The organism is Arthrobacter sp. C2 (assembly GCA_024207135.1).
Classification (GTDB): domain Bacteria; phylum Actinomycetota; class Actinomycetes; order Actinomycetales; family Micrococcaceae; genus Paeniglutamicibacter.
In genome coordinates, this window is the sequence record CP042428.1 from 2,486,916 (window position 1) to 2,510,667 (window position 23,752).

A 23,752-nucleotide genomic window follows, 5' to 3' on the forward strand; every position below is an offset into this window, starting at 1 on the left:
GCGCCGCTAGTTCCTGGCCGCGGTGCGTCCGCCGAAGTCGTCGGCGATGTCCTGGGCGGTCCGGCGCATCAGCGGCAACATCTCCTCGGTGATCGAGGCGGAGCCGATGCGCCCGGGCTGCACCGAGACGTTCAGCGCGCCGAGCAGTTGCTTGCCGCGGTACACGGGGACCGCCAGCCCGCGCAGCCCCTCGTCAAGTTCCTGCGCGACCAGGGACCAGCCCTGGGCGCGCACGGTGTCGAGTTCCGCGCGCAGCTCGTCGATGCTCGCCACGGTCTTGGCGGTGTAGTGGGTGAGCCTGGCCTTGGAGAGGAACTCCTCGCGCGCCGCCTCTGGCAGCTCGGCGACCAGCACCCTGCCCATGGAGGTGGCCCAGGCCGGCAGCCGGTTGCCGATGGACACGTTCATCGAATGCAGGCGGGGATTGCTGATGCGCTCGACGTAGAGGATGTCCTGGTCGTCGAGCACGCACAGGGCCGTGGTCTCGGACAGCTCGACGGCCAGCTGCTGCAGGTGCGGGCGTGCCACCTGCGGCAGGGTCAGCCCGGAGAGGTAGGAGGCGCCGATGTCCAGCACCCGCGGGGTTTGCCGGTAGGCGTTGCCGTCGGTTTCCAGATACCCCAAATCCACCAGGGTCAGCAGGAAGCGGCGGGCCGCGGCGCGCGAGACCGAGATGGCCTCGGCCACCTGGGTGACGGTCAGCGCCTGGTGGCCGGCGTCGAACGCCAGCAGCACCGCCAGCGTCTTTTCCGCCGACTTCACGTAGTAGTCAGGCTGCTCGGCCATGGTCCACCATTCCCCTTGTTCTTCCCTAGTACGTCATCAGGCGGTTGCGCTCGAACTGCGCGGCAAGCCGCACCGGGGCGTTCGGTGCCCCGTAGCCGTCGTAGCCGCCGCGGCGCTGCACGACCTCGAGGAACATGGTGCCCACGGTTTCGGTGTAGAAATGCAGGAATTCGCCGTGCTCGTCGCGGTCGTAGAGCAGGTTCAGTTCCTGCAACTGCCCCAGCGTGGCCGCGTCCAGCCCGAAGCGTGCCGCCAGGTCCTCATAATAGTTGTTCGGCACGGCCAGGAACTCCATGCCGGCCCCCACCGCGCGGCGGGCCAAGGCGACGATGTCATCGGTGTGCACCGCGATGTGCTCGGGATAGCCCAGGGCGCGGTCGGTGGTGTTCTCCAACCCGTGCGGCACGATGTTCAGTGCCAGGCGCACGGCGCCGTCGTCGGTGCGCAGCACCTGGGAGCGGACCAGGCCCATGGGGCTGGGAACCTCGGTGCCCGGGCGGGCCTGGAGGTTCAGCGTGGAGGTGTAGAAGAGGACCGATTCGTCGAAGGCCTGCCAGGGCTGGGCGAGATTGACGTGGTCGATGCCCGTCACCAGCCCGGTGTCCGCGGGCTTGCTGCCGTTGCCGAATTCCGGGGCCCAGGCCGGCTCGGAGGAGGTGGTCCCGAAGAAAACCTCGGTCGCGTCCGGGGCGGTGAAGCCGTGCAGCGGCTGCTCGTCGCTGGTGTGGTGGCGCGGGACGGCCGGGGCCTTCAGCGCGGTGGCCCGCCGGGTGCCCAGGGCGGCGTCGGGGACCTGGATGCCGAAGCCGGAGACCTCCGCGGTGATCCCGCGGCTGCGCTGGGTGTTGATGATGATCCGGGCATCCCCGGCGCTCCAGAGGGTGACCGGCTTGCGGCGGTGCTGGCCGCGGAAGGTGAAGCCCAGCTGGGCCAGCATCCCGGCCACGGCCTCGGGGTCCTCGGTGCGGATCTCGGCGTAGTCGAAGCCGGAGGGCGCCTGGGCCCCGGGCAGCGCGGCGATCCCCAGCGGGTAGCCGGCCGCGCCGGCACCCAGCAGCGCGATGGCCCGGTCTTGCAGCCAGATCAGCGAGCGCATCCCGTCCACGGCGGTGCGCTCCACGTTGGACTGGCGGAAGACGTCGTTGAAGATCTCCAGCGAGACGATCCCGTCGTAGCCGGAGCGGACCAGGTGCCCCATGAACGCGTCGAGCTCGAAGCCGCCCTCGCCGGGGAACACCCGGTAGTGCCGCGACCAGGACAGCACATCCATGGACAGCACCGGGGCGTCGGCCAGCTGGACGAAGAAGATCTTCTCGGCCGGGATGTCCGCGATGCCCGCCGGGTCGTCCCCGCGCGAGAGGATGTGGAAGGAATCCAGGCAGAGCCCGACGTTGGGGTGGTCCACCAGTTCCACGATGCGCCAGGAGTGCAGGTAGGTGTTCACGTATTTGCCCCAGGCCAGGGCCTCGTAGGCGATCTTCACGCCGTAGCCGGCGGCGAGTTCGGCCAGGGCGCGGATCTGGGTGGCGAACAGTTCGTCGTCGTTGATGGTGGCGGTGCCGACGTTGGAGCACAGCAGGATGGTGTCGATGCCCAGGCGGTTCATGAGCCGGAACTTGGCCTCGGCGCGGGCCAGGTTTGCGGCCAGCGTTGCCGTATCGACCCCTTCGAAGTCGCGGAAGGGCTGGAAGAGGTCCAGGGTGAGCCCGAGCCGCTCGGCCAGGGCGCGCACCTCTTCGGGGGACATGGGCGAGACGGTGAGGTCTTGTTCGAAGATCTCGATGCCGTCGAAGCCGGCCTTGGCGCAGGCGAGCATCTTCTGCTCGAGGGTGCCGGAGATGCAGACGGTGGCGATGGAGGTGCGCATTAGAGACCAGCTTCCAGCATGTCGAGCAGATGCTTGCGCATCCGGGCGGTGTCCGGGGCGATCCCGGTGATGATGTTGAAGGCGTCGACGGCCTGGCCCACGGCCATGTGCCCGCCGTCGAGGGTGCGGCAGCCAAGGGCCTGGGCTGCACGGATCAGCTCGGTGTCCACGGGTCGGTAGACCACGTCGGCGACCCAGTGCCCGGGCGTGAGCCCGGCGACGTCGAGGGGCAGGCCGGGGTGGTGGTGCATGCCGATGGGGCTGGCGTTGAGCACGCCGTCCACGCGCGGCAGCAGCTCCGGGACGGTGTCAGGGGTGCAGGCCAGGATGGTGCGGTCCGGGAATTGCATGGACAGGGTCGCGGCGCGTTCGGCGGCGCGGGTGGCCTCGGGGTCCACCAGCAGCAGCTCCTTCACCCCGGAGTCCAGCAGCGCGTAGGCCACCGCGGAACCGGCACCGCCGACGCCCAGCTGCAGCACCGAATCAAGCTCGGCGCCGGGCAGGCCGTTGGCCAGGGCCCAGGCGAAACCGGAGGCGTCGGTGTTGAACCCGTGGAACTTGCCGTCCTTGATGACGACGGTGTTCACTGCGCCGATGGCGCGGGCCTCGTCGCTGATCTCGTCGAGGTGCTCGAGCACCAACTGCTTGCAGGGGTGTGTGATGTTGAAGGCGTTGAATCCCAGCATCGCCCCGGCGCGCAGCAGCTCCCCGACGTCCGCGCCCTCTTTGCCGATCTCGGTGAGGTCGATGGGCCGGTAGAGGTAGCGCAATCCGTGCGCGTCCGCCTCGGCCTCATGCATCGGCGGGGTCAACGATGGCAGGACCCCGTCCCCGATCAGGCCTACAAGGTACGACTGCGTGCTGGTGCTCATGAGTGTTCCAGTCCTTGAGATTTTTCGCGTGCGGATTGTCTTGAATGTGATTTAGCTCTACCCTAGTGGTTGTACGCAATTCGTACAACTGTACGCAATACGCACAATAGGCCGTTCGCCTCCCCCACAGCCCCAGTCTTACCTAGGAGTATCCGATGCCAAACACCGAGAACACACCGGCGCAATCCGCGCCCGGCACCGGGGGCAGGACGCCGGTCAAGGCCGCCCTGGCCAGCTTCATGGGCAGTGCCGTGGAATACTACGACTTCTTCATCTTCGGCTCCGCCGCCGCACTGATCTTCCCGCACGTGTTCTTCCCCGACGCCGGCGCCAATGCCGCGGTGATGTCGCTGGCGACCTTCGGCTTCGCCTACGTGGCCCGCCCCATCGGCGCGGTCATCCTGGGACACTTCGGCGACCGGATCGGCCGGCAGAAGGTCTTGATGTTCACCCTGGTGCTGATGGGAGCCGCCACCTTCGCCATCGGCTGCCTGCCCACCTTCGACCAGATCGGCTGGTGGGCCCCGGCACTGCTGGTGCTGGCGCGCCTGCTGCAGGGCCTCTCCGCCGCCGGCGAGCAGGCGGGAGCCTCCTCCCTGACCCTGGAACACGCACCGGATGACCGCCGCTCCTTCTTCACTTCCTGGACGCTGACCGGCACCCAGGGCGGCCAGATCCTCGCCGCGCTGATCTTCATTCCCGTGGTGGCCATGCCCGACGAGTTCAAGTTCGGCATCGGCTGGCGCATCCCGTTCTGGCTTTCGGCCGTGGTCGTCATCGTCACCTTCTTCATCCGCCGCTCGCTGCACGAGACCCCGGAGTTCGAAGAGGCCAAGAAGAACAACGAGATCGCCAAGCTGCCGCTGGGCGTGCTGATCCGCTTCCACTGGCGCGATGTGCTGCGCGTGGTCTTCTGCGCCTTCATCGCCGCGGTCTCCACCGTCTACGGCACCCTGGCCATTTCCTATGGCAAGCAAATCGGGCACATGGACGAGTCGGTCACCCTGTGGCTGGTGGTCGCCGGCAACGTCGGGGCGCTGTTCACCCAGCCGTTCTTCGGGAAGCTGGCCGATCGGATCGGCCGCAAGCCGGTGTTCATCTACGGCGCGCTGTCCTCGGCGGCCTTCATGCCGTTCTACCTGCGCTCGATGGAAACCAGCAACACCCTGTTGCAGTTCGCACTCTCGGTGCTGGTCTTCTCCTGCGCCTACGCCGCGGCCAACGCCGTCTGGCCCTCCTTCTACGCGGAGATGTTCTCCTCCCAGGTCCGCTTCTCCGGCCTGGCCATCGGCACCCAGCTCGGCTTCCTGATGGCGGGCTTCGCCCCGTCCATCGTTGCGGCACTGGGCGGCTTGCAGCCCGGCGGCTGGGTGGTCATCAGCTTCTTCACCCTGGCGATCGCGCTGATCGCCTCGGTCTCCGCGCTGACCGCCAAGGAAACCTACAAGGTGCCCACGCACCTTTTGGGCCGCACCGCGCACAAGGTGGAAAGCGCCTCCGGCGCCCACCTGCAGTAGCGCCGCGGCACACCGCACCCAAGGCCCCGGTGCCTCCCGATTTCGGGAGGCGCCGGGGCCTTGTCATGCCGGGGTTCAATTACCTCAGGAGCGCAGCACGGCCAGGGCGAAGGCCCGTTCGAGCCCGGGCGCGCGGCCCCTATTGCCGTTTTCCAGCACCGCCATGCGGAACGCCTTGGTGATGGCGTCGTACCTGTCCCCGAGCCTGTTGAAGTCGTCGTCCTCGATCGTGCGCCCGTCGTGGTGGACGTATTCCAGCAGCCGCATGCCCTCGTTGGTGCGCGCCGCGATGGCCTTGGATTCCGCGTCGCCCTCCCCGGCGGCAGCCAGCAGGGCCAGCATCGTCGCGTCGTAGGTGACCTTGTCCCGCACCGAATCCCGGGCACGTTTGGCCAGGTGCGCCCACAGCTTGGCCGGGTCCCGGGCCACGCGCAGCGCGGCGGGCGTGGCCACCAGCTTCTTGCCCTGGGCCTTGAGCAGGCCGACGTCCATGAGCATCAAGCGGAAATCATGGATGCCGTGCAGGTGCACCTCGGTCTTGCCGCCGAATTGCACGAAGTCCTCGTGCTCCCAGCCGATCCCCGCGATCACCTCCGGCAGCACGGATGGGGCCAGGTAGCCGGCCGCGGTCAGCGGCAGGCCCGCGCCCTCGCAGGCGTTGATCCACCACAGGATCGAGGCCATGGCCCGCGGTGCCTCCTCGGGCATTTCCGCCGTCGCCGGGTGTGCGAACACGTCGATTCCCAGGGTGTGGAGGAATTCGGCCAACACCATGCGGGCATGCACCGGGAGGGTGGAAAGCCACTTGCCGATCGCGGTGGCTTCCGGAATCCCGCCGAGCAGCAGGCGCACCCGCAGGTTCGCGGCTCCCGCGTCGAAGGCCTCCGGATCCACGGGCGTGAAATAGCCGGCGTGGGCCCTGAACCAATCCACGATGTAGCTTCGGTCGGGGTTCGCCGAGGGGACCCGGGACAGCTTGAGCATCTCGTACCAGCTGCCCAGTCCCCCGCAGTCTTCCAGCGGGACGCGCAGGGCGCCGTCGAGCACGCGGGCCTCGGGAACCGCGGGGTCCAGCGGCCGGGAGGATTCCTCGGTGATCAGGTGCATCCAGCTGTCGCCCAGGTCGTACTCGTACCAGAGCGTGCCTCCGGAGCGGGCCAGCGCTTGGGTCAGGGTGGAGCCGGTTTCGTCCTCGCCCTCCAGCCCGTCCTCGATGCTGCTGGCCATCAGCCAGGTGGTCGGCTGCTCGCCCGCCGCAACCTGGCCGCGGATGAAGGGATTGCGGTCCATGTACAGGTGCAGGTGGGAGTTGGTCCAGCCCAGCGCACCCTGCAGGACCTCGTGGAAACGCTCCAACGTCATGGATCCGTCGACCTCGAGGCGCCGCCAGATGGCCGGTTCCGAGCCATGGAGTTGGATGTGCAGCGTGTGTTGGGTACGCAGGTTCTTCATGGTTCCAGTCTGGTGCATCGGGGGGCCAGCAGGGCTCCCCGGCGCCCTGTCCCCCGATTTTCCTGCGCCGAACCACGGCTTTCGCCGTGCCGGAGCGACATAATGGCTTCCATGGACACCCCGCGCGGACCGCTGCAGCCGACAGGTGAAGGAACGGCGCACGTGACCCGCTTCGAACCGTCCGATGCGCTGCGCGAGCTGGTGGTCCACTATTGGCTTCCCACCTGGCAGATCCCTGCCGGAGCCACCCACGAACAGCGCATCCTTTCCTACCCGGGCTGCAACCTGGCCATCGAGGACGGCGTCGGCACGCTCTATGGGCCTCTCACGCGGCTCTCGCTCAAGCGGCTGTCCGGCTCGGGCCGCGCATTCGGGGTGCTGTTGCGTCCGGGCACCGGTGCCCTGCTGTGCAACATTCCCCTTCCGGAGCTGGTGGACGGCTCGATCCCGGCCCTGGACTGCGGGCTGGATCGCGCCGGCGCCATCCACCAGGCCCTTTTCGCGGAGGGAACCACCGGGCACCGGCAGCGCCGCGCCATCGAAATCTTCGAGGACTGGCTGGTGGAACGGCTCCCGGAGGGCATGGACGACGAAGGACTGCTGCTGAACCGGATCTGCGCCGACATCGAGTCCACCCCGGGCATCGGGCGCGTGGCACAGCTGAGCGAGCGCTGGCAGATCGGCGAGCGGGCGTTGCAGCGGCTGGTGCACGCCCGCATGGGCGTCTCGCCGAAGTGGTTGTTGCAGCGCCGCCGGCTCCAGGAGGCCGCGGCGCTCATGGGCCGGGGCACCGGCCCGAACCTGGCTCGCCTGGCCCACGCGCTGGGCTATGCGGACCAGGCGCATTTCACCCGGGATTTCGCCGGCGTCACCGGGATGAGCCCGGGCGAGTACATCCGGCAGGTCCAGGCCGGGTCCGCCGGCAGCTGCGCCGCGCCGCGGTCCCGCTACGCGGTGCCCGTGGCGTTGAAGGTCTCCAGCCAGGCCGTGACCCGGCGCTCGGATTCCTCCCGGGACAGGTCTTCCACGCGGGTCATGACGTTCCAGCGCCGCCCGAACGCATCCACGAAGGTGGCGAAGCGGTCCCCGGAGACGAAGTCGGCGGGCTGCTCAACGGCGGTGGCGCCGCGTTCCAGCGCACGTGCGAAGACGGCGTCCACGTCCTGCACGTAGACCGCAAGGGAATTGTTGGTGTGCTGGGCGTCGGCCGCAACCAGCCCGTACCCCGGCTGCGGGTCCGAGAGCTGCAGGATTCCGTTGCCGAAGTCGAGCTCGGCATGCGAGACGGTGGGGCTGCCGTCCTCCTTCGGGGCACCTGGCATCACCGAGAGCACGGTGGCGCCGAAGACCTCGCGGTAGAACTCGATGGCTGCCTGCGCCGGCTCGACGACGATGAACGGCGTCAGCGCCGTGTAGCCGTGCGGCACCCCGTTGGTCGTGTGCTTGCCGGTTGCTGCCGTGGTTGTTGGTTCCATGGGCATGGTCTCTCACCTTTCAAAGGTCTGGACGGTTGCTTGTCGTTCCATTGAACCCCTCATGCAGGTCCGCGGTCTTGAAGGAATCCGACAGGGTTCCGTGCCTACTCGTATTCCGGATCGCTGTCCGCCCGCTGGCTCGCCACGACATATCTTCGTGTTCCGGACATTGACGTGGAAGAATCCGATCAACTGCCCAACGAAGGACCTGTTCCATTGACCTTGACCCAACCGAGTCTCCAACGCACCGCCAGCGGCAATGCCGCCTGGATCGTGGTGGTGGTTGCCGGCATCTCCGCCGCCCTGCATATCTGGAAACTGCCCGCGGCACTTCCAAGGATCCAGGAAGACATGGGCCTGTCCCTGCTTGCCGCCGGGGTGCTGCTGGGCATCGTGCAGGTGGCCGGCATGGTCGGCGGCCTGGCGGTGTCCCTGTTGGCCGAGGTCATCGGCGAGCGCCGGACCCTGCTGCTGGGATTGCTTTTCCTGAGTGCCGGGTCGATCTTTGGTGCCCTGTCCATCGGCGCGAACACCCTGCTGGCTTCGCGGGCCATCGAGGGCATCGGCTTCATTGTGGCCACCGTGGTGGGACCGGGCTTGATCCGCCGCCATGCACCGTTTCGCCGCGTCAACCTGGCCGTCGGCTGCTGGAGTGCCTACCAGGGCACCGCGACCTTCGTGGGATTGATCGCCAGCGCCTACTTCCTGCAGGTCGGCACGTGGCAGGCGTGGTGGTGGGTCATGGCCGCCGTCAGCCTGGTGCCGATCCCGCTGGTGCTGCGCATGGTTCCGAAGGACCAACCCGCGGGGGCCGGGGGTGCCAAGGCGGCCGCCGGACGCATCGGCATCACCGCCCGTTCGCCCAAGGTGTGGCTCGCAGGGGTTGTTTTCGGCTGCTACACCGTCCAGTGGATGGCCGTGGTGGGATTCCTGCCTACGCTCTACGGGGACAGCGGATTGAGCGGCACGCACGCCGGGGTGTTGTCGGCCGTTGTCGGCGGGCTCAACGGGGTCGGCGCCATCATCACCGGAATGCTGCTCCAGCGTGGCGCCCCGGCCCGCGCCCTGCTGTTCCTCTCCTTCGTGTTGATGGCCGCGGCCGGCCTGCTGACCTTTGCCGTTGACTGGTCGCCGGTTCCCGGCGGACTGGCCTGGCAGGTCGCTTGCGTCGGGTTCTTCTCGCTCTCCGGGGCCATGATCCCGGCAACCATGACCCGGATGGCGGTTGACCTGGCCCCGGAGGGCGGTTCGGCCCCGGCCGCCATGGGCTTGATGCAGCAGATCTACAACGTCGGCAACTTCACCGGCCCGATGATCGTGGCCTGGCTGGCCATGAGCACCGGCGGCTGGTCTTCGACCTGGTGGATGACCAGCGTCTTCGCCGTCCTGGGCATTGTCCTGTCCGCGGTTCTCGTCGGCCGACGCGGCAGCATGCATTTCTCGCACGCCCAGTAAGCGCGCACAACTGCAGTCACATGAAACGCGATGCCGTTGCCCATGGAATATCCAGAATGATTGCCTAGAGTCGTAGTTGCCTCTTGAAGGTGCGAGTGATGAGAGCACCGGTCGGAAGAATCCCCCCATAATCTTCCGGCCGGTGCTCACCTCTTTAACGGTCATGTGGACTATGGACGCTCACCGACAGCGGTCCGGCTGCGCCGCGTGCCGGAGTCGCTCGAACAGTTCCTTCGGAACGCGGATGAGTTGGCCGTCCGTTGGCTCCGTCCGCGCAGACCGACGCCCCGGGAGACGTACCCCGTAGTCCCATTGGAGACGGTCGCAGCCGCCTGGGAAAGCCCCGTTCCCTGTTTGTCGGATCGAAGACCAAGATGAACATGCCGAGTCCGGGCACTCCATAATTCCCACGTCCGGCATTAATCAGTGATATCCACCGACGCGAAAACAACCCTTGGGAAAAACGGGTGCAGGTGCAAGTATGTGCCCATGATCAAAGTGCATCCACAGGCCAACCACTTCGGCCTGGACACCTCCAAGCACATCCCACCGCCGATGCCCGACCTTTTCGAGACCCATCCGCTTCTGGGTGAAATCTGGGGACGGGCCCGGTCCCTGCTGGCCGTGCGGGACAACGATGCCCATACCCTCCTATCCCTGTCCCTTGCCGCCTCGTTGCTCGATGCACGCCCACAGGCAGAACCGGGAGTGGTGCTGCCGGCCATGATGTTGCATGACATTGGCTGGTCCCAAGTCGAACCAGGCCTTGTGCTCGCCGCCATCGCCCCCGGCGGGGGGCGTCCGGAACTGGTCCTGCAGCACGAGAAGGAAGGTGCCCGTCTGTCCTCGGAGATCCTCGAGTCCCTCGGCGTGGATTCACTGGTGATCGAACAAGTCGCGACGATCATCGACGGGCACGACTCCCGCACCCATGCGCTGAACCCCGACGACGAAATCGTCAAGGACGCCGACAAGCTTTGGCGGCTGACCCCACATGGTCTCGACACCGTCATGGACTGGTTTGGGCTGCATCGCGGACAGGCCCTGCGCCTCTGCTCCTCACGGGTGCTTGGAAAGCTCTTCACTCCCGAAGCCACCGTCATGGCCCGTGGGTTGATCGCGCTGGAACAGGCGAACCTTTGGCCCCGAAGCCGGGAACTGCGCCCGGGCGCCTGAAGACACTCCCCCATTCCCATATCCGTTCGGCATCCTCGGCCGGTGCTCGCCTACACTCAAGGATGCACGGCGGATACGTGCAGCTGAAGGAAGGGGGCCCAACGATGGCCGGTGGAAACCGCGTGCCCGGAAGCACCGTGACTTCCAAGGTCCTTGCCATCATGGAAGTCTTTGAAACCTCGCGGCGGGCACTGAGCCTGACCGAAATCGCCGAAGCCTCGGGCGTGCCGCTGAGCACCACCCATCGTCTGGTGGGCGAGTTGGTCGATTGGGGCATGCTGAGCCGCGGGCCCAACGGCGGGATCCAACTGGGGCTGCGACTGTGGGCCATTGCCCAGAATGCGGGGCGCCAACTGCGCGACACCGCCCGCCCCTTCGTCCAGGACCTCTTCTCCCTGACCGGGGAGACCAGCCAGCTCGCCGTGCGGGACGGCAACATGGCCCTGTACATCGACCGGGTCTACGGCTCCAAGCGGGTGCCGCGCGCCTCGCGGGTCGGCGGACGGTTGCCGCTCCATGCCACCGCGGTGGGCAAGGTGATCCTCGCGTACTCCGAGGATTGGGTCACCGATGCCTATCTCGGGCGCCCGCTGGCCACGGTCACCGGGCACACCCACATCAATCCGACTCGCCTGCGTGCCGAGCTGGCCCAGGTGCGGGAACGGGGCTACGCCACGACCCAGGAGGAGGTCATCCTGGGCTCGTGCTCGATTGCCGTGCCCGTTTTCCACACCGGTCGCCTGGGTTGCTCGATCGGTCTGGTGGTCTCATCATCCAATGCCGGCACCATGACCAGGCACCTGCCCGTGCTCAGGGGTGTATCCCAGCGCATCGAGGCCGCAACGGCACACATCCCGCTGGAAACCCTCTTGGGCAGCGTCACCGGAGGCGCCCCGCTGCCGCCCATCGACCCCCAGCACTGAACTGTCTTCCACTGAGTGGGAAACTATCCACACGCTTTGCGTGTGTCGTGGGTAACACTTGAGGCAATGAAAGTTTCGCAGCCCACAATCGGGCGGCGCAACCCCGATCTTCCTTCCTCAAGGAGTCAGTTCCATGTCCAGCAACAACGTCGCAGCGGGGGTATGCCCCATGGGTCACGGTGCCGCGGCACCGGCCGACCACCACGGCTATGAACCGTTCACCATGGAAAACCCGTTTCCCTCCTACACGAACCTCCGCAACGAACAACCCGTGATGTTCGACGAACGCGTCGGTCTCTACGTGGTCACCCGCTACGACGACGTCAAGGCCGTCTTCGAAGACTGGGAAACCTTCTCCTCGGAAAACGCCCAGGCCCCCGTGCGCAAGCGCGGCCCGCAGGCCACCAAGATCATGAACGACGGCGGATTCACCACCTACTCCGGGCTCTCGGCCCGCCGTCCGCCGGAGCACACCCGCATCCGGGCGATCGCGCAAAAGGCCTTCACCCCGCGCCGTTTCAAGGCCCTGGAACCCTCCATCCGCGCCAATGTCATCGATTCGATCGAGGTCATGTCGGCCCGCGAATCCGGCACCGGTGACATCGTCAAGGACCTGGCCTATGCCATCCCGACCATCACGATCCTCACCCTCATCGGCGCCGATACCTCCCAGGTCGACACCTACAAGCGCTGGAGCGATTCCCGGGCCGCCATGACTTGGGGAGACCTCAGCGACGAGGAACAGATCCCGCACGCCCACAACCTCGTCGAGTATTGGGCCGAGTGCCTGCGCCTCGTGGCCCACGCCCACGAGCACGGTGGGGACAACCTCACCGCCGACCTGGTCAAGGCCCAGTCCGAGGGCGCGGAAATCACCGACCATGAGATCGCCTCGCTGCTCTACTCGCTGCTTTTCGCCGGCCACGAAACCACCACCACGCTGATCTCCAATTGCGTGCGTGTGCTGCTGTCCCACCGCGAGGCCTGGGAACAGGTGGTGCATAACCCCAAGGCCATCTCCGCGGCTATCGACGAGGTGCTGCGCTACTCCGGATCCATCGTCGGTTGGCGCCGCAAGGCCCTGAAGGACACCGAGGTCGCCGGGGTCAAGATCCCCGAGGGAGCCGAGCTGTTGTTGCTGATGGGTGCGGCCAACCGCGACGAAAACCGTTTCCAGGATCCCGAGGCCTTCGACATCGCCCGGCCCAACGCCCGCGAGCACCTCTCCTTCGGCTTCGGCATCCACTACTGCCTGGGCAACATGCTCGCCAAGCTGCAGGCCAAGATCGCCCTGGAGGAACTGACTTCCAGGATCCCGAGCCTGGAGCTCATCGACGGAGAAGGCATCGAGTTCCGCAAGAACCTGTCTTTCCGCGTCCCCGAATACGTCAACGTGAGCTGGAAGGAAGCCCAGGCATGAGTAACAACGACTTCATCGAGTTCTTCAACGGCGGCTCCGAACCGAAGCTGGAAAACCTCGGCGGCAAGGGCGCCTCGCTGGTGACCATGACCGCCGCCGGAATGCCGGTTCCGCCCGGATTCGTCGTCACCACCGCGGCGTTCGACGCCTTCATGGAAGGCGGCATCACTGCTGAAATCAACACCATACTGGCTGGCCTCGACCCAGAGGACGTCAAAGCAGTGGACGCCGCCAGCGCCACGATCCGCAAGATGATCACCCAGCGCCCGGTGCCCTCCGCCCTGCGCGAATTCACCAAGGACGCTTACGCCTCGTTGCAGGCGAACTTCGCCCGGGAGGTGCCCCTGGCGGTGCGTTCCTCGGCCACCGCGGAGGACCTGCCCGACGCCTCTTTCGCCGGGCAGCAGGACACCTACCTCTGGCTCAACGGCTACGCCTCGGTCACCGAACACATCCGCGCCTGCTGGGCCTCGCTCTACACTTCCCGGGCCATCCTTTACCGACTGAAGAACAACATTCCCGACGAGGGCCTGTCCATGGCGGTGGTCGTTCAGAAGATGGTCAACTCCGCTGCTTCCGGCGTGGCCATGACCCTGGATCCCACCAACGGAGACCGCTCCAAGATCACCATCGATGCCTCCTACGGGGTCGGCGAGATGGTCGTCTCGGGAACCGTCACCCCCGACAACATCCAGCTGGACAAGGTCACCCTGGCCGTCATCACCGAACACATCGGGGCCAAGCACGCCGAGCTCATCCCGGATCCTGCCACCAACTCCCTGGTGGAGGTCGAGGTCAGCGACGAGCGCCGCGCGGTGCGCTGCCTGTCCGACGTGGACCTCGCCCTGGTGGCCCAGCTGGCCAAGCGCGCCGAGAAGCATTACGGCTGCCCGCAGGACATCGAGTGGGCGCTGGATGCGGATCTGCCCGAAGGCGAAAACCTGCTGCTGCTCCAATCCCGCCCGGAGACCGTGCATTCTTCCAAGGCCACCGTGAAGCCGACCGGCAGCGGCTACGCCTCCTCGCTCGGGCTGGGCTCGGGCTTCAACTTCTCCTCGATCACCTCCTCGTTGTTGAACTCCGCGTCCTAGCCGCGTTGCTCCGACCTCCATCGTTTGTCGCTTTTCCCCAACTCCGCAGCAGCATCTTTTGAAAGGCATCCACCACCATGAGCATGAAATCCTTTCCCAAGCCTTCCGATCTCCAGGTCCCTCCGGGCGCCGAGGGTTGGGAGGAGCTCTACCCGTACTACCTGGTGTTCCAGGACGCGCTGAAGGCGGAGGAAGACGAGAAGTTCTGGTTCTGCGATTCGCAGCACTGGCCCACCGTCTTCAAGCCCTTTGAAACCATTGGCGGGGAATTCGCCGTCAAGTGCCTGGGCCAGTACAACGCCCGCCACCTGATGATCCCCAACGCCAACGGCATCGACTTCCGCATCCACCTGGGCTACCTCTACATGTCCCCGCTGCCGGTGCCCAGCGAGCAGATCGCCGCCCGTGTCCCGGAATTCGAGGCACGCATCGGCCACTACTTCGCCAACTGGGATACCCTCCTGGAACAGTGGCACGTGAAGGTCAAGGGCACCATCGCCGAAATGGAAACCCTCACCTTTGAGGCCCTGCCCGACATGGTGCCGATGGCGGACATCCTCTCCGGCAAGGCCAAGGACGGCTCGGAGGTGCTGCTGGAGAACTACGACCGGCTGATCCAGCTCTGCTACCAGAACTGGCAGTACCACTTCGAGTTCCTGAACCTGGGCTACATTGCCTACCTGGACTTCTTCAACTTCTGCAAGGAAGTCTTCCCGAACATCCCCGACCAGTCGATCGCCACCATGGTCCAGGGCGTGGACATGGAACTGTTCAGGCCCGACGACGAGCTCAAGGAACTTGCCGCCCTTGCCGTGGAACTGGACCTTGCCGGCGCGTTCTCCAACACCGACGATCCCGCCGCCACCCTTGCCGCGATCGCGGCGTCCCCCGCCGGCGAGCGCTGGCTGGCACGCTGGGAGGAAGCCAAGGACCCGTGGTTCAACTTCACCATCGGCAACGGCTTCTACGGGCACGACAAGTACTGGATCGAACACCAGGAGATCCCCCTGGGCTTTATCGCGGACTACATCCACCGCCTGCAGGGCGGGGCGAACATCATGCGCCCCACCGAGAAGCTGATCGCCGAGAAGGACCGCATCGTCTCCGAGTACCGGGACCTGCTGGATCCCGAAATCCGCGAGGCCTTCGACGCCAAGCGCACCCTGGCCGCCACCGCCTACCCCTACGTGGAAAACCACAACTTCTACATCGAGCACTGGACCATGGGCGTGTTCTGGCGCAAGGTCCGCGAACTGTCCCGCATGCTCCACGCCCAGGGCCTCTGGAACGAACCCGAGGACATGCTCTACCTCGGGCGCAACGAAGTCCGCGACGTGCTCTTCGACCTGGTCACCTCGTGGGGAATCGGCGCCGGCGACCCGATCGGCAACGTGGTGTGGCCGCAGGAGATCGAGCGCCGCCGCGGCATCGTCGACGCGTTGAAGACCGCCCGCCCGGCCCCGGCCCTGAACACCCCGCCTTCGGCCATCACCGAACCGTTCACCCGGATGCTCTGGGGCATCACCACCGAACAGGTCCAGCAGTGGCTGGGCGGGGACGAGGATTCCGAGTCGGGCGTGCTCAAGGGCATGGCCGCATCCCCCGGTCTGGTGGAGGGTATGGCCCGCGTGGTCATGCATGCCGACGACCTCTCGGAGGTGCAGGCCGGCGAGATCCTGGTCGCCCCGATCACCGCTCCGAGCTGGGGCCCGATCTTCGGCAAGATCAAGGCCACGGTTACGGACATCGGCGGGATGATGAGCCACGCGGCCATCGTCTGCCGCGAATACGGATTGCCGGCCGTCACCGGGACCGGCAGCGCCTCCACCACCATCCGCACCGGCCAGATGCTGCGCGTGGACGGTACCAAGGGCACCGTCGAGATCCTCGAGGAGGCTCCCGTGGTCACCGGCCCCGGGGCGCACTCCCACTCGCACGTCTAGGACCGCTCTCCCCCATAGCGGTTCCGGACGTCCGGTGGTGGGCATGGCAACCCAAGGCCCCGCCCACCACCTCCCCCTAATTCGCCACTCCACAGCATTCGCCCCAGTGAAAGGCCCCCGGTACAGAACATGAGCACCGAAGCACACACCCCGCCGGGCACGGTCTTGGTCACCGGCGCCGCAGGAGGCCTCGGCAGGGCCTTCGCCCTCGGATTCGCCCGGCGCGGCTATGCGGTCGCCGCGGCGGACATCGATCCGGCCGGCACCGCCGAGACCGCAGAAATGGTCCGGGCCGCCGGCGGCCGCGCCGAGGCCTTCAGCGTCGATGTCACCAGCCCCGCCTCCACCGACGCGCTTGCGGCCCGGGTAGCGGGCTTCGCCGGCGGGCAGGTCCAGGTGCTCATCAACAACGCCGCCATCTACGCCACGGTCACCCGCTCGCCCTTCGAGGATATCGACTTCGACGAGTGGGACCGGGTCATGGCGGTGAACCTCAAGGGTCCCTGGATGATGGCCCGGGCCCTGAGCCCGCACCTGGGCGCCGGCTCGCGCATCATCAACATGGCCTCGGCCACCGTCTACTCCGGGTCCGAGCAGTGGGCCCACTACGTCGCCTCCAAGGGCGGGGTCATCGCCCTGAGCCGGGTCATGGCCAAGGAGCTGGGCCGGCGCGAGATCACCGTCAACACCATCGCCCCGGGCTTCACCCTCACCGAGGCAAGCTTTGGGCTGATGGAGAACGCCGAAAGCTACGGGGTCGACCGCGGCGCGCTCAAGCGGGCCAGCCAACCCGAAGACATCGTGGGGGCCGCGCTCTTCCTGGCCGGCCCCGACTCCTCCTTCATCACCGGTCAGACGCTCGTCGTCGACGGTGGCCGCCAGTTCATCTAGAAAGGTAGAACGATCGCCATGCCTACAGTCCACTTCACCGATGCAGCCGGTGCCACCACCACCATCAACGCCAACACCGGGGACTCGGTCATGGAGACCGCGGTCCGCAACGGCGTCACCGCCATCGTCGCCGAATGCGGCGGCTCACTCTCCTGCGCCACCTGCCACGTCTTCGTCGCCGAATCCGACCTGCCGACTCTGGAGCCCATGGGCGAGATGGAGGACGAGATGCTCTACGGCACCGCCGTGGACCGCGAGGACAATTCCCGGCTCTCCTGCCAGCTCCGCATGACCGAGGGCCAGGACCTTCACGTAACCACACCCGAAACGCAGGTCTAGGACATGGAAACGCTCACCGTTCCCTCACTTGCCGGCGCCGACGCGCCGGAGTCGGGGACCGCCACCGGATTGTTGATCGTCGGAGCCTCCCAGTCCGGGGTGCAACTGGCTATTTCCCTGCGTGCCCTGGGCTACACCGAACACATCACGCTGCTGGGCGACGAGGACCACCGCCCCTACCAGCGCCCCGCCCTGTCCAAGGAATTCCTGCAGGACAAGGTCGGTTCCGAGTCCTTGATCTTCCGCACCAACGACTACTGGATCGAACACAACATCACCCTCATCAAGGGCGAGCGGATCGAGTCCGTGGACTCAAACACCGACGGCAGCGGGATCGCCCACGGTGCCTCGGGCAGCACCTACCCCTACGCCCGGCTGGCCCTGACGGTCGGAGCCCGACCGCGCCACCTCGAGGCACCCGGCGCCGAACTGGACGGGGTGGTGTACCTGCGCAACGCCGACGACGCGCTGCGGCTGAAGGAACTGGCCCCTGCGACCACCGACGTGGTCGTGGTCGGCGGCGGCTTTATCGGCCTGGAGGCCGCCAGCTCGCTGGCCTCCATGGGCAAGCGCGTCACGGTGCTTGAATACGGACCGCGGCTGGTGGGCCGGGCGGTTGGCGAGGAAACCAGCGAGTACTTCCTTACCGAACACCGCAAGCGCGGCCTGGACATCCGCATCGGCGCCCGCATCGAGCAGATCCTCGATGACGGCCACGGCACCGTGGACGGCGTGCGCCTGGCGGACGGGTCCGGGATCACGGCGCAGATCGTGCTGGTCGGCATCGGGGTCATCCCCAACACCGAGCTCGGCGAGGCCCTGGGGCTGGAAGTCAACAACGGCATCGTCGTGGACGCCGGGGCGCTCGCCTCCGACGGCACCACCATCGTCGTCGGCGACGTGGCCAACATGCCCAACCCCGTTCCAGGCGCGCCGAAGGGCGAGCGCATCCGCCTCGAGAGCGTGAACAACGCCATCGAGCATGCCAAGGTCGCCGCCTATTCGCTCATGGGACGCAGCGAGGAATACGCCGGCATCCCGTGGTTCTGGTCCAACCAGGCGGACATGAAGCTGCAGATCGCCGGGCTGTCCACCGGCTTCGATTCCACGGTCATCCGCAAGGATCCCGACAAGGGGAAGTTCACGGTGCTTTACTACCGCAATGGGCGCATCATTGCTGCCGACGCCGTGAACGCCCCGCTGGATTTCATGGCGGTCAAACAGGCCCTGGCCGCCGGCAAATCCATCGACCCGGTGGCGGCCGCCGATCCGGCCACCATGCTCAAGACCCTCATTGCCTAGCCGCCCTCCCCCACATACTCTCCCTGACGCAAGGAGCCGCACGCGCCATGAACACCCTCACCGACACCGATCCAGGCGCCGCCTTTGCCGCGGCCTACCCGCAACGTCCCATCCCCGCCCCCGGAAATGTGGACACCACACCGATTTGCCTGACCCCGGGCCTCGAAGCGGACCTGCTGCCGCTCTGGGCCGCGGTGGTCCCGGAAACCCGGGCGCGCGGCAACGACATCCACCTGCCGATCTCGCTGGCCTTCGCCCGCCGCCTGTGTGACGCCTACCCGGAAGCGAACCGCGAGCTGGTGCTCGTGGCAACGCTGCTGCACGACACCGGATGGGCACACGTGGATGAAACCAAGATCATCTCCGAGGGCTTCCGCGGCGACTGGCGCAAGGCAGGCATCCGCTATGAACACGAACGCCTGGGCTGCGATGTGGCCCGCCGTGTGCTGCCTCCGCTGGGGTACGAGCCCGAATTCATCGAGGCGGTCTGCGCCATCATCGACGGGCACGACACCCGCCCGGTGGCCCACTCCTTGGAGGACGCGCTGATGCGCGACGCCGACCGGCTCTGGCGCTTCGACCACGCCGGCATCGCGCTGGCCGCCGGCTGGTTCTCGCAGCACCCCGCCGCCTATACCGACCGGTTGGAAACCGAGATCATCCCCGAGCTGATCACCGAGGCTGCCCTGGACATGGCCTCCACGGACCTGGAACGCTCCCGTGCCCTGCTGCAGACGGCGGTGCTCCGATGAGCACCCGGGAGCAACTCGGCGCAGTGGCCGCTCGTGAGGCGCTTTCTCTTCCCTACCGCCATGTCGACACCCACTTCATCGACGGCGAATGGATTCCCTCCACCTGCGGTGGCCACAACGACGTCACCGACCCGGCCACCGGGTCGGTGTGGGGTTCGGTCGCCGACGGCACCACCGAAGACCTCGAGAAGGCGGTTCGCTCGGCACGGGCGGCCTTCGACACGGGTCCTTGGCCGCGGCTGGCCCCGTCCGAACGCGCCGCGGTGTTGCTGCGCATCGCCGATCAGGTCGAGGCCCGCACCACCGAACTGTCACTGACCAACACCCTGGAAAACGGCTCCCCGGTCTCCGAGACCCAGGGCGCGGCGGCCAACGCCGCATCCATCTTCCGCTATTTCGCCTCGCTGGCCCCGCTGCTCGAATCCGAGGACATCCGCCCCTTCCCCAATGGTGCCGGCGAGTCACTGGTGCGCCGGGATCCGGTGGGTGTGTGCGGGTTGATTGCCCCGTGGAACTTCCCGATCAACCTCATGGTCATCAAGCTGGCTCCCGCGCTGCTGGCCGGGTGCACCGTGGTGATGAAGCCGGCCTCCCCCACTCCGTTGTCATTCAGGATCATCATGGATGCGCTGGCCGCCGCCGGCGTTCCGGCCGGTGTGGCAAACCTGGTCACCGGATCCGGCCGCCTGGGCGATGCGCTGGTGCGGCATCCCCAAGTCAACAAGGTCGCGTTCACCGGATCCACGCCCGTGGGACGCAAGATCGCCGCCGCCTGCGGGGAACTGCTGCGACCGGTGACCTTGGAACTCGGCGGCAAGTCCAGCGCGCTGGTGCTGCCCGACGCGGACCTGGACGCCATGGGGAACAACCTGATTCGCTCCTGCATGCGCAACACCGGGCAGACCTGCTACATCTCCACGCGCATCCTGGCTCCCTCCGAGCGCTACGACGAGGTCGTGGAGCTGGTGACGAACACAATTGCCGCAGCTCCCCAGGGTGATCCGCTGGATCCCGCCACGGTCTTTGGCCCCTCGGCCACTGCAAGCCAGTACCGGACGGTGCTCGAGTACATCGAGTCGGGCCGGGCCGAGGGTGCCCGCGCCACCACAGGCGGGCACAAGGCGCAGCTGGGCGGCGACCTGGATGCCGGTTACTTCATTGCCCCGACGGTGTTTGCTGACGTGTTGCCCGGCATGCGGATTTCCCGGGAGGAGATCTTCGGACCGGTGGTCTCGATCCTGCGCTACGACGGGATCGATGAGGGCCTCTCGCTGGCGAACAACACCGAGTTCGGTTTGGGCGGCCTCGTCTTTGGCACCGACATCGATGCCGCGCAGGCAGCGGCCGAGCGTATGGATACCGGCAGCGTTGGCATCAACTTCTTTGCGTCCAACCACGCCGCGCCCTTCGGCGGGCGGAACGACTCCGGCTTGGGTACCGAATACGGTCCCGAGGGGCTGGCCGCGTACCTGAGCTACAAGTCGATTCATCGGCGCTGATACAGGCCAGCTGTGTGCCGCCGGGCGGGTGAAAAGCCAATTGCCCGGTGGCACGATGGACACCGCCTTCACACCCAACATCATGGATAGGCACATCAAATCCATAGACACTGGCCCTAGAGTCATTACTACCTCATGAAGGTGCGAGTGATGCGAGCACCGGCTGGATAACCGATTCAATCCCCGAATCTTCCGGCCGGTGCTCAAACCTTTAACGGCATCTTCCCCGCTTCAAGCCGATGCCGCCCCGGCCGGGAATCGCGAGGGCACCCGGCGACCAGAGGCGCTGCAGCCAAGGGGCCGTCTCGCGGAAATCGCCGGTGCGTCCCACGAGCGGATCGAGACCGGGGTGCGGGCGGTAGATCCCGGATCGCGCAGGGGGAGGATCCCATGGGCTAGAATTTAGTTGACTCGTCAACTTTATTTCTTTCCGGCAACGAACAGGAATCCGACCGTGGATAAAAAATCAGCACACCGTGCCGACCGCCTGCGACCCAAGCCAAGAGCGATCACCGTGGTTCTTACGGTCCTCGCTTTCGCGCTCGCTGCCTGCGGCACGAACGCCGCGGCCGTCCAAGGCCCCACGTCAAGCGCCCTGGGCCCCGGTCTGCGGATGGGCCCCGTCGAATTGGTGACGTCGGATCTCGAGGGGCTTCACCGCTTTTACACCGAGGGAGTCGGCCTGACCACACTCAGCAGCGACGAGGATGACGTGATCCTGGGCACCGAGGGCACCGAACTTTTCCGCCTGATCGCAGCCGGTTCCCCCGATGCGGCGCCGGATGACTATTCCCAGGCCGGGCTCTACCACTCCGCGTTCCTGTTCCCGGATGCGACCGAGCTGGCCTCTGCCGTGCTGCGCACAGCGACCCTGAAACCGGACTCGTTCCAGGGTTCCAGCGACCACAAGGTCAGCCATGCATTCTATTTCGCCGACCCCGAGGGAAACGGTGTGGAACTCTATGCCGATACCCCTGAAGACACGTGGGAGTGGAACGACGGACTCGTGACCATGGGGTCGGCAGCCCTTGACCCGAACGCCTACATCGCGACGCACCTGGGAAACCGAACGCCAAATGCCAGCGCCAAGGACGTGTCCATGGGACACGTGCACCTGCGCGGCGGCGACCTGCAGCAAGCCGAGGAGTTCTACGAGGACGGACTTGGATTTGCCGTGACTGCCCGGTCGCAGGGGGCCATCTTCCTGGCGGCCAACGGCTACCACCACCACCTTGCCGTCAACACGTGGTCCTCGGCGGGGGCGGGCAAACGCCCCGACTCCCTGGGTCTGCGCACCGTCTCCATCCACGTGGCCGATGTCGCCGAACTGGATGCCGTCGCTTCCCGTTTGACTGCGCACAAGATCCCGCACGAGCTCGGCAAGGGCACCCTGACGACCCAGGATCCGTGGGGAACCGGGATCACGGTGCGCGTCGCGGGCTGACCTCTCGCGCGGACCTCTCACACCAAACGCCATGGCCCGGCACATCAAATCCATAGCGTCGCCGCCTAGAGTCGTTACTACCTCTTGAAGGTGCGAGTGATGCGAGCACCGGTTGGATACACGATTCCTCCCCCGAATCGTCCGGCCGGTGCTCAAATTTTTAACCGGGCCCCTTGCTGGCAACTTGAATTCCAGCGTTCGACGCAACACCCGTGGTCAGCTTGCTTTTAGTAAATCACGTAGTTGCTCGCCCGGGGTATTCCAACCGAGTGTTTTGCGGGGTCGTCCGTTGAGTTGCTGAGCGACGCGTTCGAGTTCCTCCGGGCCGTGGACCGACAGGTCGGTTCCCTTGGGGAAGTACTGGCGCAGCAACCCGTTGGTGTTCTCGTTGGAGCCGCGCTGCCAGGGACTGTGCGGGTCGCAGAAGTAGACATCCATGTCGGTGGCGATGCTGAAGGCCTTGTGCTTGGCCATCTCCACGCCCTGGTCCCAGGTCAGCGATCCACGCAGGTGCGCCGGCAGGGTGCTCATGGTCTTGATCAGCCCGTCACGCACCGTTGCGGCCGTATGGTCGCCCGGCAAATGGACGAGCATGACGTAGCGGGTGGTGCGTTCCACGAGGGTGGCGATGGCCGATTGGTTGTGGGCCCCGGTGATGAGGTCGCCCTCCCAATGCCCCGGGACTGCGCGGTCTTCGACCTCTGCGGGGCGCTCGGAAATGTTGATCATCGGGTCGCGGAACCGACTGGTTCGTTCCTCGGGGTTCTTGTGCTTTTTCCGGCGCGTGCGTCCTGTGCGCAGTGCGTTGTCGACCTCGCGCTTCAGCCCGCCGCGGGGCTGGTAATAGAGGGCCTGGTAGATCGTTTCGTGGCTCACGCGCATCTCGGGGTCATCGGGGAAATCCTTGATCAGGGCATGGGATATTTGTTCCGGGGACCAATACAGTTTCAGCATCGCGACGACGGCGTCGCGCAGCGGCCCCTGGGCTGCCAGCTTACTGGGCTTGGGCCGGGCCCGGGCCTTGGTGGCGGACCGCTGGGCGCCGTGGGGCTGGTATCCGAGCCTGGGGTGGGAGTTGCGCTTGATCTCTCGGCTGATGGAGCTGGGGCTTCGTCCCAGTTCCCGGGCGATGGCCCTGATCGACTTCTTGGCGCGGAGCATGTCGGCGATCAGTTCCCGCTCTTCGTGGGAGAGGTAGCGCGCATCGATGACCAGCTCAAGGTCCTCAATACTCACCGGCGCCGGCGCCGGAAGCTGCAGCGGGGCCGGTGCCGGTGCCGTGGAGGGCTCCGCATCCGCGGGCGGCTCCGGAGCCGCCAGGAGCCCTTCTCCCGGCTCCGGCACCAGGGCCAGCACCGGAGCCATGGGTGGGGCGGTAGGTGGCTCCGCAGCGAGCCGGGCCATGGTGTCGGATTCGGCAAAGGCAGTAGTCACCTGACAGTTATACGCGATGCTGGTGTCATCGTTTGCATCGGGTTGGGCATTGGCCGCGCGGGCGGCCTGGTCCCAGTCGTAGCCGGTGCGCCGGTTGATGCCCACGGCCGCGGA

General features: G+C 66.5%; 19 protein-coding genes and 1 pseudogene. 14 read left to right on the top strand and 6 right to left on the bottom strand.

What is annotated here, in order from left to right:
• Nucleotides 1-6: 6 nt before the first annotated feature.
• From FPY90_RS11670 to FPY90_RS11680, 3 genes are read right to left on the bottom strand one after another with little or no spacing between them, the layout of a single operon-like run.
• Nucleotides 7-786 carry an IclR family transcriptional regulator domain-containing protein gene (locus FPY90_RS11670; protein WP_071214213.1) on the bottom strand — a complete coding sequence of 260 codons (780 nt, stop codon included), beginning with the start codon at nucleotides 784-786 and terminating at the stop codon, nucleotides 7-9.
• Between the two features lie 25 nt (nucleotides 787-811).
• Nucleotides 812-2,653, bottom strand: coding sequence for a bifunctional sugar phosphate isomerase/epimerase/4-hydroxyphenylpyruvate dioxygenase family protein (locus tag FPY90_RS11675; RefSeq protein WP_498681128.1), 1,842 nt, complete (start codon nucleotides 2,651-2,653; stop codon nucleotides 812-814).
• Complete coding sequence (locus tag FPY90_RS11680; RefSeq protein WP_071214215.1) at nucleotides 2,653-3,525, bottom strand: shikimate dehydrogenase; 873 nt, start codon at nucleotides 3,523-3,525, stop codon at nucleotides 2,653-2,655. The genes FPY90_RS11675 and FPY90_RS11680 overlap by 1 nt, the downstream gene beginning before the upstream one ends.
• Nucleotides 3,526-3,680: 155 nt before the next feature.
• Here FPY90_RS11680 and FPY90_RS11685 point away from each other — a divergent pair, with 155 nt between their 5' ends.
• Complete coding sequence (locus FPY90_RS11685) at nucleotides 3,681-5,042, top strand: MFS transporter (RefSeq protein ID WP_071214216.1); 1,362 nt, start codon at nucleotides 3,681-3,683, stop codon at nucleotides 5,040-5,042.
• 84 nt (nucleotides 5,043-5,126) lie between these two features.
• Here the strand turns inward: FPY90_RS11685 and FPY90_RS11690 are convergent, their stop codons facing one another.
• Complete coding sequence (locus FPY90_RS11690) at nucleotides 5,127-6,494, bottom strand: plasmid pRiA4b ORF-3 family protein (protein ID WP_498681130.1); 1,368 nt, start codon at nucleotides 6,492-6,494, stop codon at nucleotides 5,127-5,129.
• A gap of 111 nt (nucleotides 6,495-6,605) precedes the next feature.
• Here FPY90_RS11690 and FPY90_RS11695 point away from each other — a divergent pair.
• A pseudogene (locus tag FPY90_RS11695) lies at nucleotides 6,606-7,349 on the top strand (DUF6597 domain-containing transcriptional factor); the annotation flags it as partial.
• A gap of 92 nt (nucleotides 7,350-7,441) precedes the next feature.
• Here the strand turns inward: FPY90_RS11695 and FPY90_RS11700 are convergent.
• On the bottom strand, nucleotides 7,442-7,975 hold the full coding sequence (locus FPY90_RS11700; RefSeq protein WP_083411111.1) for a VOC family protein: 534 nt from the start codon (nucleotides 7,973-7,975) through the stop codon (nucleotides 7,442-7,444).
• A 210-nt stretch (nucleotides 7,976-8,185) separates the two neighbouring features.
• Between FPY90_RS11700 and FPY90_RS11705 the strand changes: the two genes are divergently transcribed.
• The 12 genes from FPY90_RS11705 to FPY90_RS11760 all read left to right on the top strand — a co-directional run bounded on the left by FPY90_RS11705 (nucleotide 8,186) and on the right by FPY90_RS11760 (nucleotide 22,204).
• The gene (locus FPY90_RS11705) at nucleotides 8,186-9,424 is read left to right on the top strand and encodes an MFS transporter (RefSeq protein WP_071214219.1); all 1,239 of its coding nucleotides are present in this window, start codon (nucleotides 8,186-8,188) and stop codon (nucleotides 9,422-9,424) included.
• Between the two features lie 489 nt (nucleotides 9,425-9,913).
• Nucleotides 9,914-10,600 carry an HD domain-containing protein gene (locus FPY90_RS11710; RefSeq protein ID WP_083411113.1) on the top strand — a complete coding sequence of 229 codons (687 nt, stop codon included), beginning with the start codon at nucleotides 9,914-9,916 and terminating at the stop codon, nucleotides 10,598-10,600.
• Between the two features lie 104 nt (nucleotides 10,601-10,704).
• A complete protein-coding gene (locus FPY90_RS11715) occupies nucleotides 10,705-11,523 on the top strand; it encodes an IclR family transcriptional regulator (protein ID WP_071214220.1) in 819 nt (272 codons plus the stop codon).
• Between the two features lie 133 nt (nucleotides 11,524-11,656).
• Nucleotides 11,657-12,943, top strand: coding sequence for a cytochrome P450 (locus FPY90_RS11720; RefSeq protein WP_071214221.1), 1,287 nt, complete (start codon nucleotides 11,657-11,659; stop codon nucleotides 12,941-12,943).
• Nucleotides 12,940-14,034: a PEP/pyruvate-binding domain-containing protein gene (locus tag FPY90_RS11725; RefSeq protein WP_498681133.1), complete on the top strand. Its 1,095-nt coding sequence runs from the start codon at nucleotides 12,940-12,942 to the stop codon at nucleotides 14,032-14,034. The genes FPY90_RS11720 and FPY90_RS11725 overlap by 4 nt, the downstream gene beginning before the upstream one ends.
• A gap of 77 nt (nucleotides 14,035-14,111) precedes the next feature.
• Nucleotides 14,112-15,977 (top strand): PEP-utilizing enzyme, encoded by a 1,866-nt coding sequence (locus tag FPY90_RS11730; protein ID WP_071214223.1) that lies wholly within the window; start codon nucleotides 14,112-14,114, stop codon nucleotides 15,975-15,977.
• Between the two features lie 129 nt (nucleotides 15,978-16,106).
• Complete coding sequence (locus FPY90_RS11735) at nucleotides 16,107-16,868, top strand: SDR family NAD(P)-dependent oxidoreductase (protein ID WP_071214224.1); 762 nt, start codon at nucleotides 16,107-16,109, stop codon at nucleotides 16,866-16,868.
• Between the two features lie 18 nt (nucleotides 16,869-16,886).
• Nucleotides 16,887-17,207 carry a 2Fe-2S iron-sulfur cluster-binding protein gene (locus tag FPY90_RS11740; protein WP_071214225.1) on the top strand — a complete coding sequence of 107 codons (321 nt, stop codon included), beginning with the start codon at nucleotides 16,887-16,889 and terminating at the stop codon, nucleotides 17,205-17,207.
• 3 nt (nucleotides 17,208-17,210) lie between these two features.
• Entirely contained in the window at nucleotides 17,211-18,509 is a 1,299-nt protein-coding gene (locus tag FPY90_RS11745) for an NAD(P)/FAD-dependent oxidoreductase (RefSeq protein ID WP_071214226.1), read from the top strand.
• A gap of 47 nt (nucleotides 18,510-18,556) precedes the next feature.
• On the top strand, nucleotides 18,557-19,261 hold the full coding sequence (locus tag FPY90_RS11750; protein ID WP_071214227.1) for an HD domain-containing protein: 705 nt from the start codon (nucleotides 18,557-18,559) through the stop codon (nucleotides 19,259-19,261).
• Nucleotides 19,258-20,760, top strand: a complete 1,503-nt coding sequence (locus tag FPY90_RS11755; protein WP_498681136.1) for an aldehyde dehydrogenase family protein — start codon at nucleotides 19,258-19,260, stop codon at nucleotides 20,758-20,760. The genes FPY90_RS11750 and FPY90_RS11755 overlap by 4 nt, the downstream gene beginning before the upstream one ends.
• 454 nt (nucleotides 20,761-21,214) lie before the next feature.
• Nucleotides 21,215-22,204 carry a VOC family protein gene (locus FPY90_RS11760; RefSeq protein ID WP_498681139.1) on the top strand — a complete coding sequence of 330 codons (990 nt, stop codon included), beginning with the start codon at nucleotides 21,215-21,217 and terminating at the stop codon, nucleotides 22,202-22,204.
• Between the two features lie 216 nt (nucleotides 22,205-22,420).
• Here the strand turns inward: FPY90_RS11760 and FPY90_RS11765 are convergent, their stop codons facing one another.
• Nucleotides 22,421-23,365 (bottom strand): IS30 family transposase, encoded by a 945-nt coding sequence (locus FPY90_RS11765; protein ID WP_498685576.1) that lies wholly within the window; start codon nucleotides 23,363-23,365, stop codon nucleotides 22,421-22,423.
• Nucleotides 23,366-23,752 lie beyond the last annotated feature (387 nt).

Coding starts and splice junctions, on each gene's coding strand:
- FPY90_RS11715 (WP_071214220.1), top strand. CDS start 10,705: ATGGCCGGTGGAAACCGCGTGCCCGGAAGCACCGTGACTTCCAAGGTC.
- FPY90_RS11725 (WP_498681133.1), top strand. CDS start 12,940: ATGAGTAACAACGACTTCATCGAGTTCTTCAACGGCGGCTCCGAACCG.
- FPY90_RS11700 (WP_083411111.1), bottom strand. CDS start 7,975: ATGCCCATGGAACCAACAACCACGGCAGCAACCGGCAAGCACACGACC.
- FPY90_RS11730 (WP_071214223.1), top strand. CDS start 14,112: ATGAGCATGAAATCCTTTCCCAAGCCTTCCGATCTCCAGGTCCCTCCG.
- FPY90_RS11755 (WP_498681136.1), top strand. CDS start 19,258: ATGAGCACCCGGGAGCAACTCGGCGCAGTGGCCGCTCGTGAGGCGCTT.
- FPY90_RS11765 (WP_498685576.1), bottom strand. CDS start 23,365: ATGCTCCGCGCCAAGAAGTCGATCAGGGCCATCGCCCGGGAACTGGGA.
- FPY90_RS11680 (WP_071214215.1), bottom strand. CDS start 3,525: ATGAGCACCAGCACGCAGTCGTACCTTGTAGGCCTGATCGGGGACGGG.
- FPY90_RS11685 (WP_071214216.1), top strand. CDS start 3,681: ATGCCAAACACCGAGAACACACCGGCGCAATCCGCGCCCGGCACCGGG.
- FPY90_RS11690 (WP_498681130.1), bottom strand. CDS start 6,494: ATGAAGAACCTGCGTACCCAACACACGCTGCACATCCAACTCCATGGC.
- FPY90_RS11735 (WP_071214224.1), top strand. CDS start 16,107: ATGAGCACCGAAGCACACACCCCGCCGGGCACGGTCTTGGTCACCGGC.
- FPY90_RS11670 (WP_071214213.1), bottom strand. CDS start 786: ATGGCCGAGCAGCCTGACTACTACGTGAAGTCGGCGGAAAAGACGCTG.
- FPY90_RS11750 (WP_071214227.1), top strand. CDS start 18,557: ATGAACACCCTCACCGACACCGATCCAGGCGCCGCCTTTGCCGCGGCC.
- FPY90_RS11675 (WP_498681128.1), bottom strand. CDS start 2,653: ATGCGCACCTCCATCGCCACCGTCTGCATCTCCGGCACCCTCGAGCAG.
- FPY90_RS11745 (WP_071214226.1), top strand. CDS start 17,211: ATGGAAACGCTCACCGTTCCCTCACTTGCCGGCGCCGACGCGCCGGAG.
- FPY90_RS11710 (WP_083411113.1), top strand. CDS start 9,914: ATGATCAAAGTGCATCCACAGGCCAACCACTTCGGCCTGGACACCTCC.
- FPY90_RS11720 (WP_071214221.1), top strand. CDS start 11,657: ATGTCCAGCAACAACGTCGCAGCGGGGGTATGCCCCATGGGTCACGGT.
- FPY90_RS11740 (WP_071214225.1), top strand. CDS start 16,887: ATGCCTACAGTCCACTTCACCGATGCAGCCGGTGCCACCACCACCATC.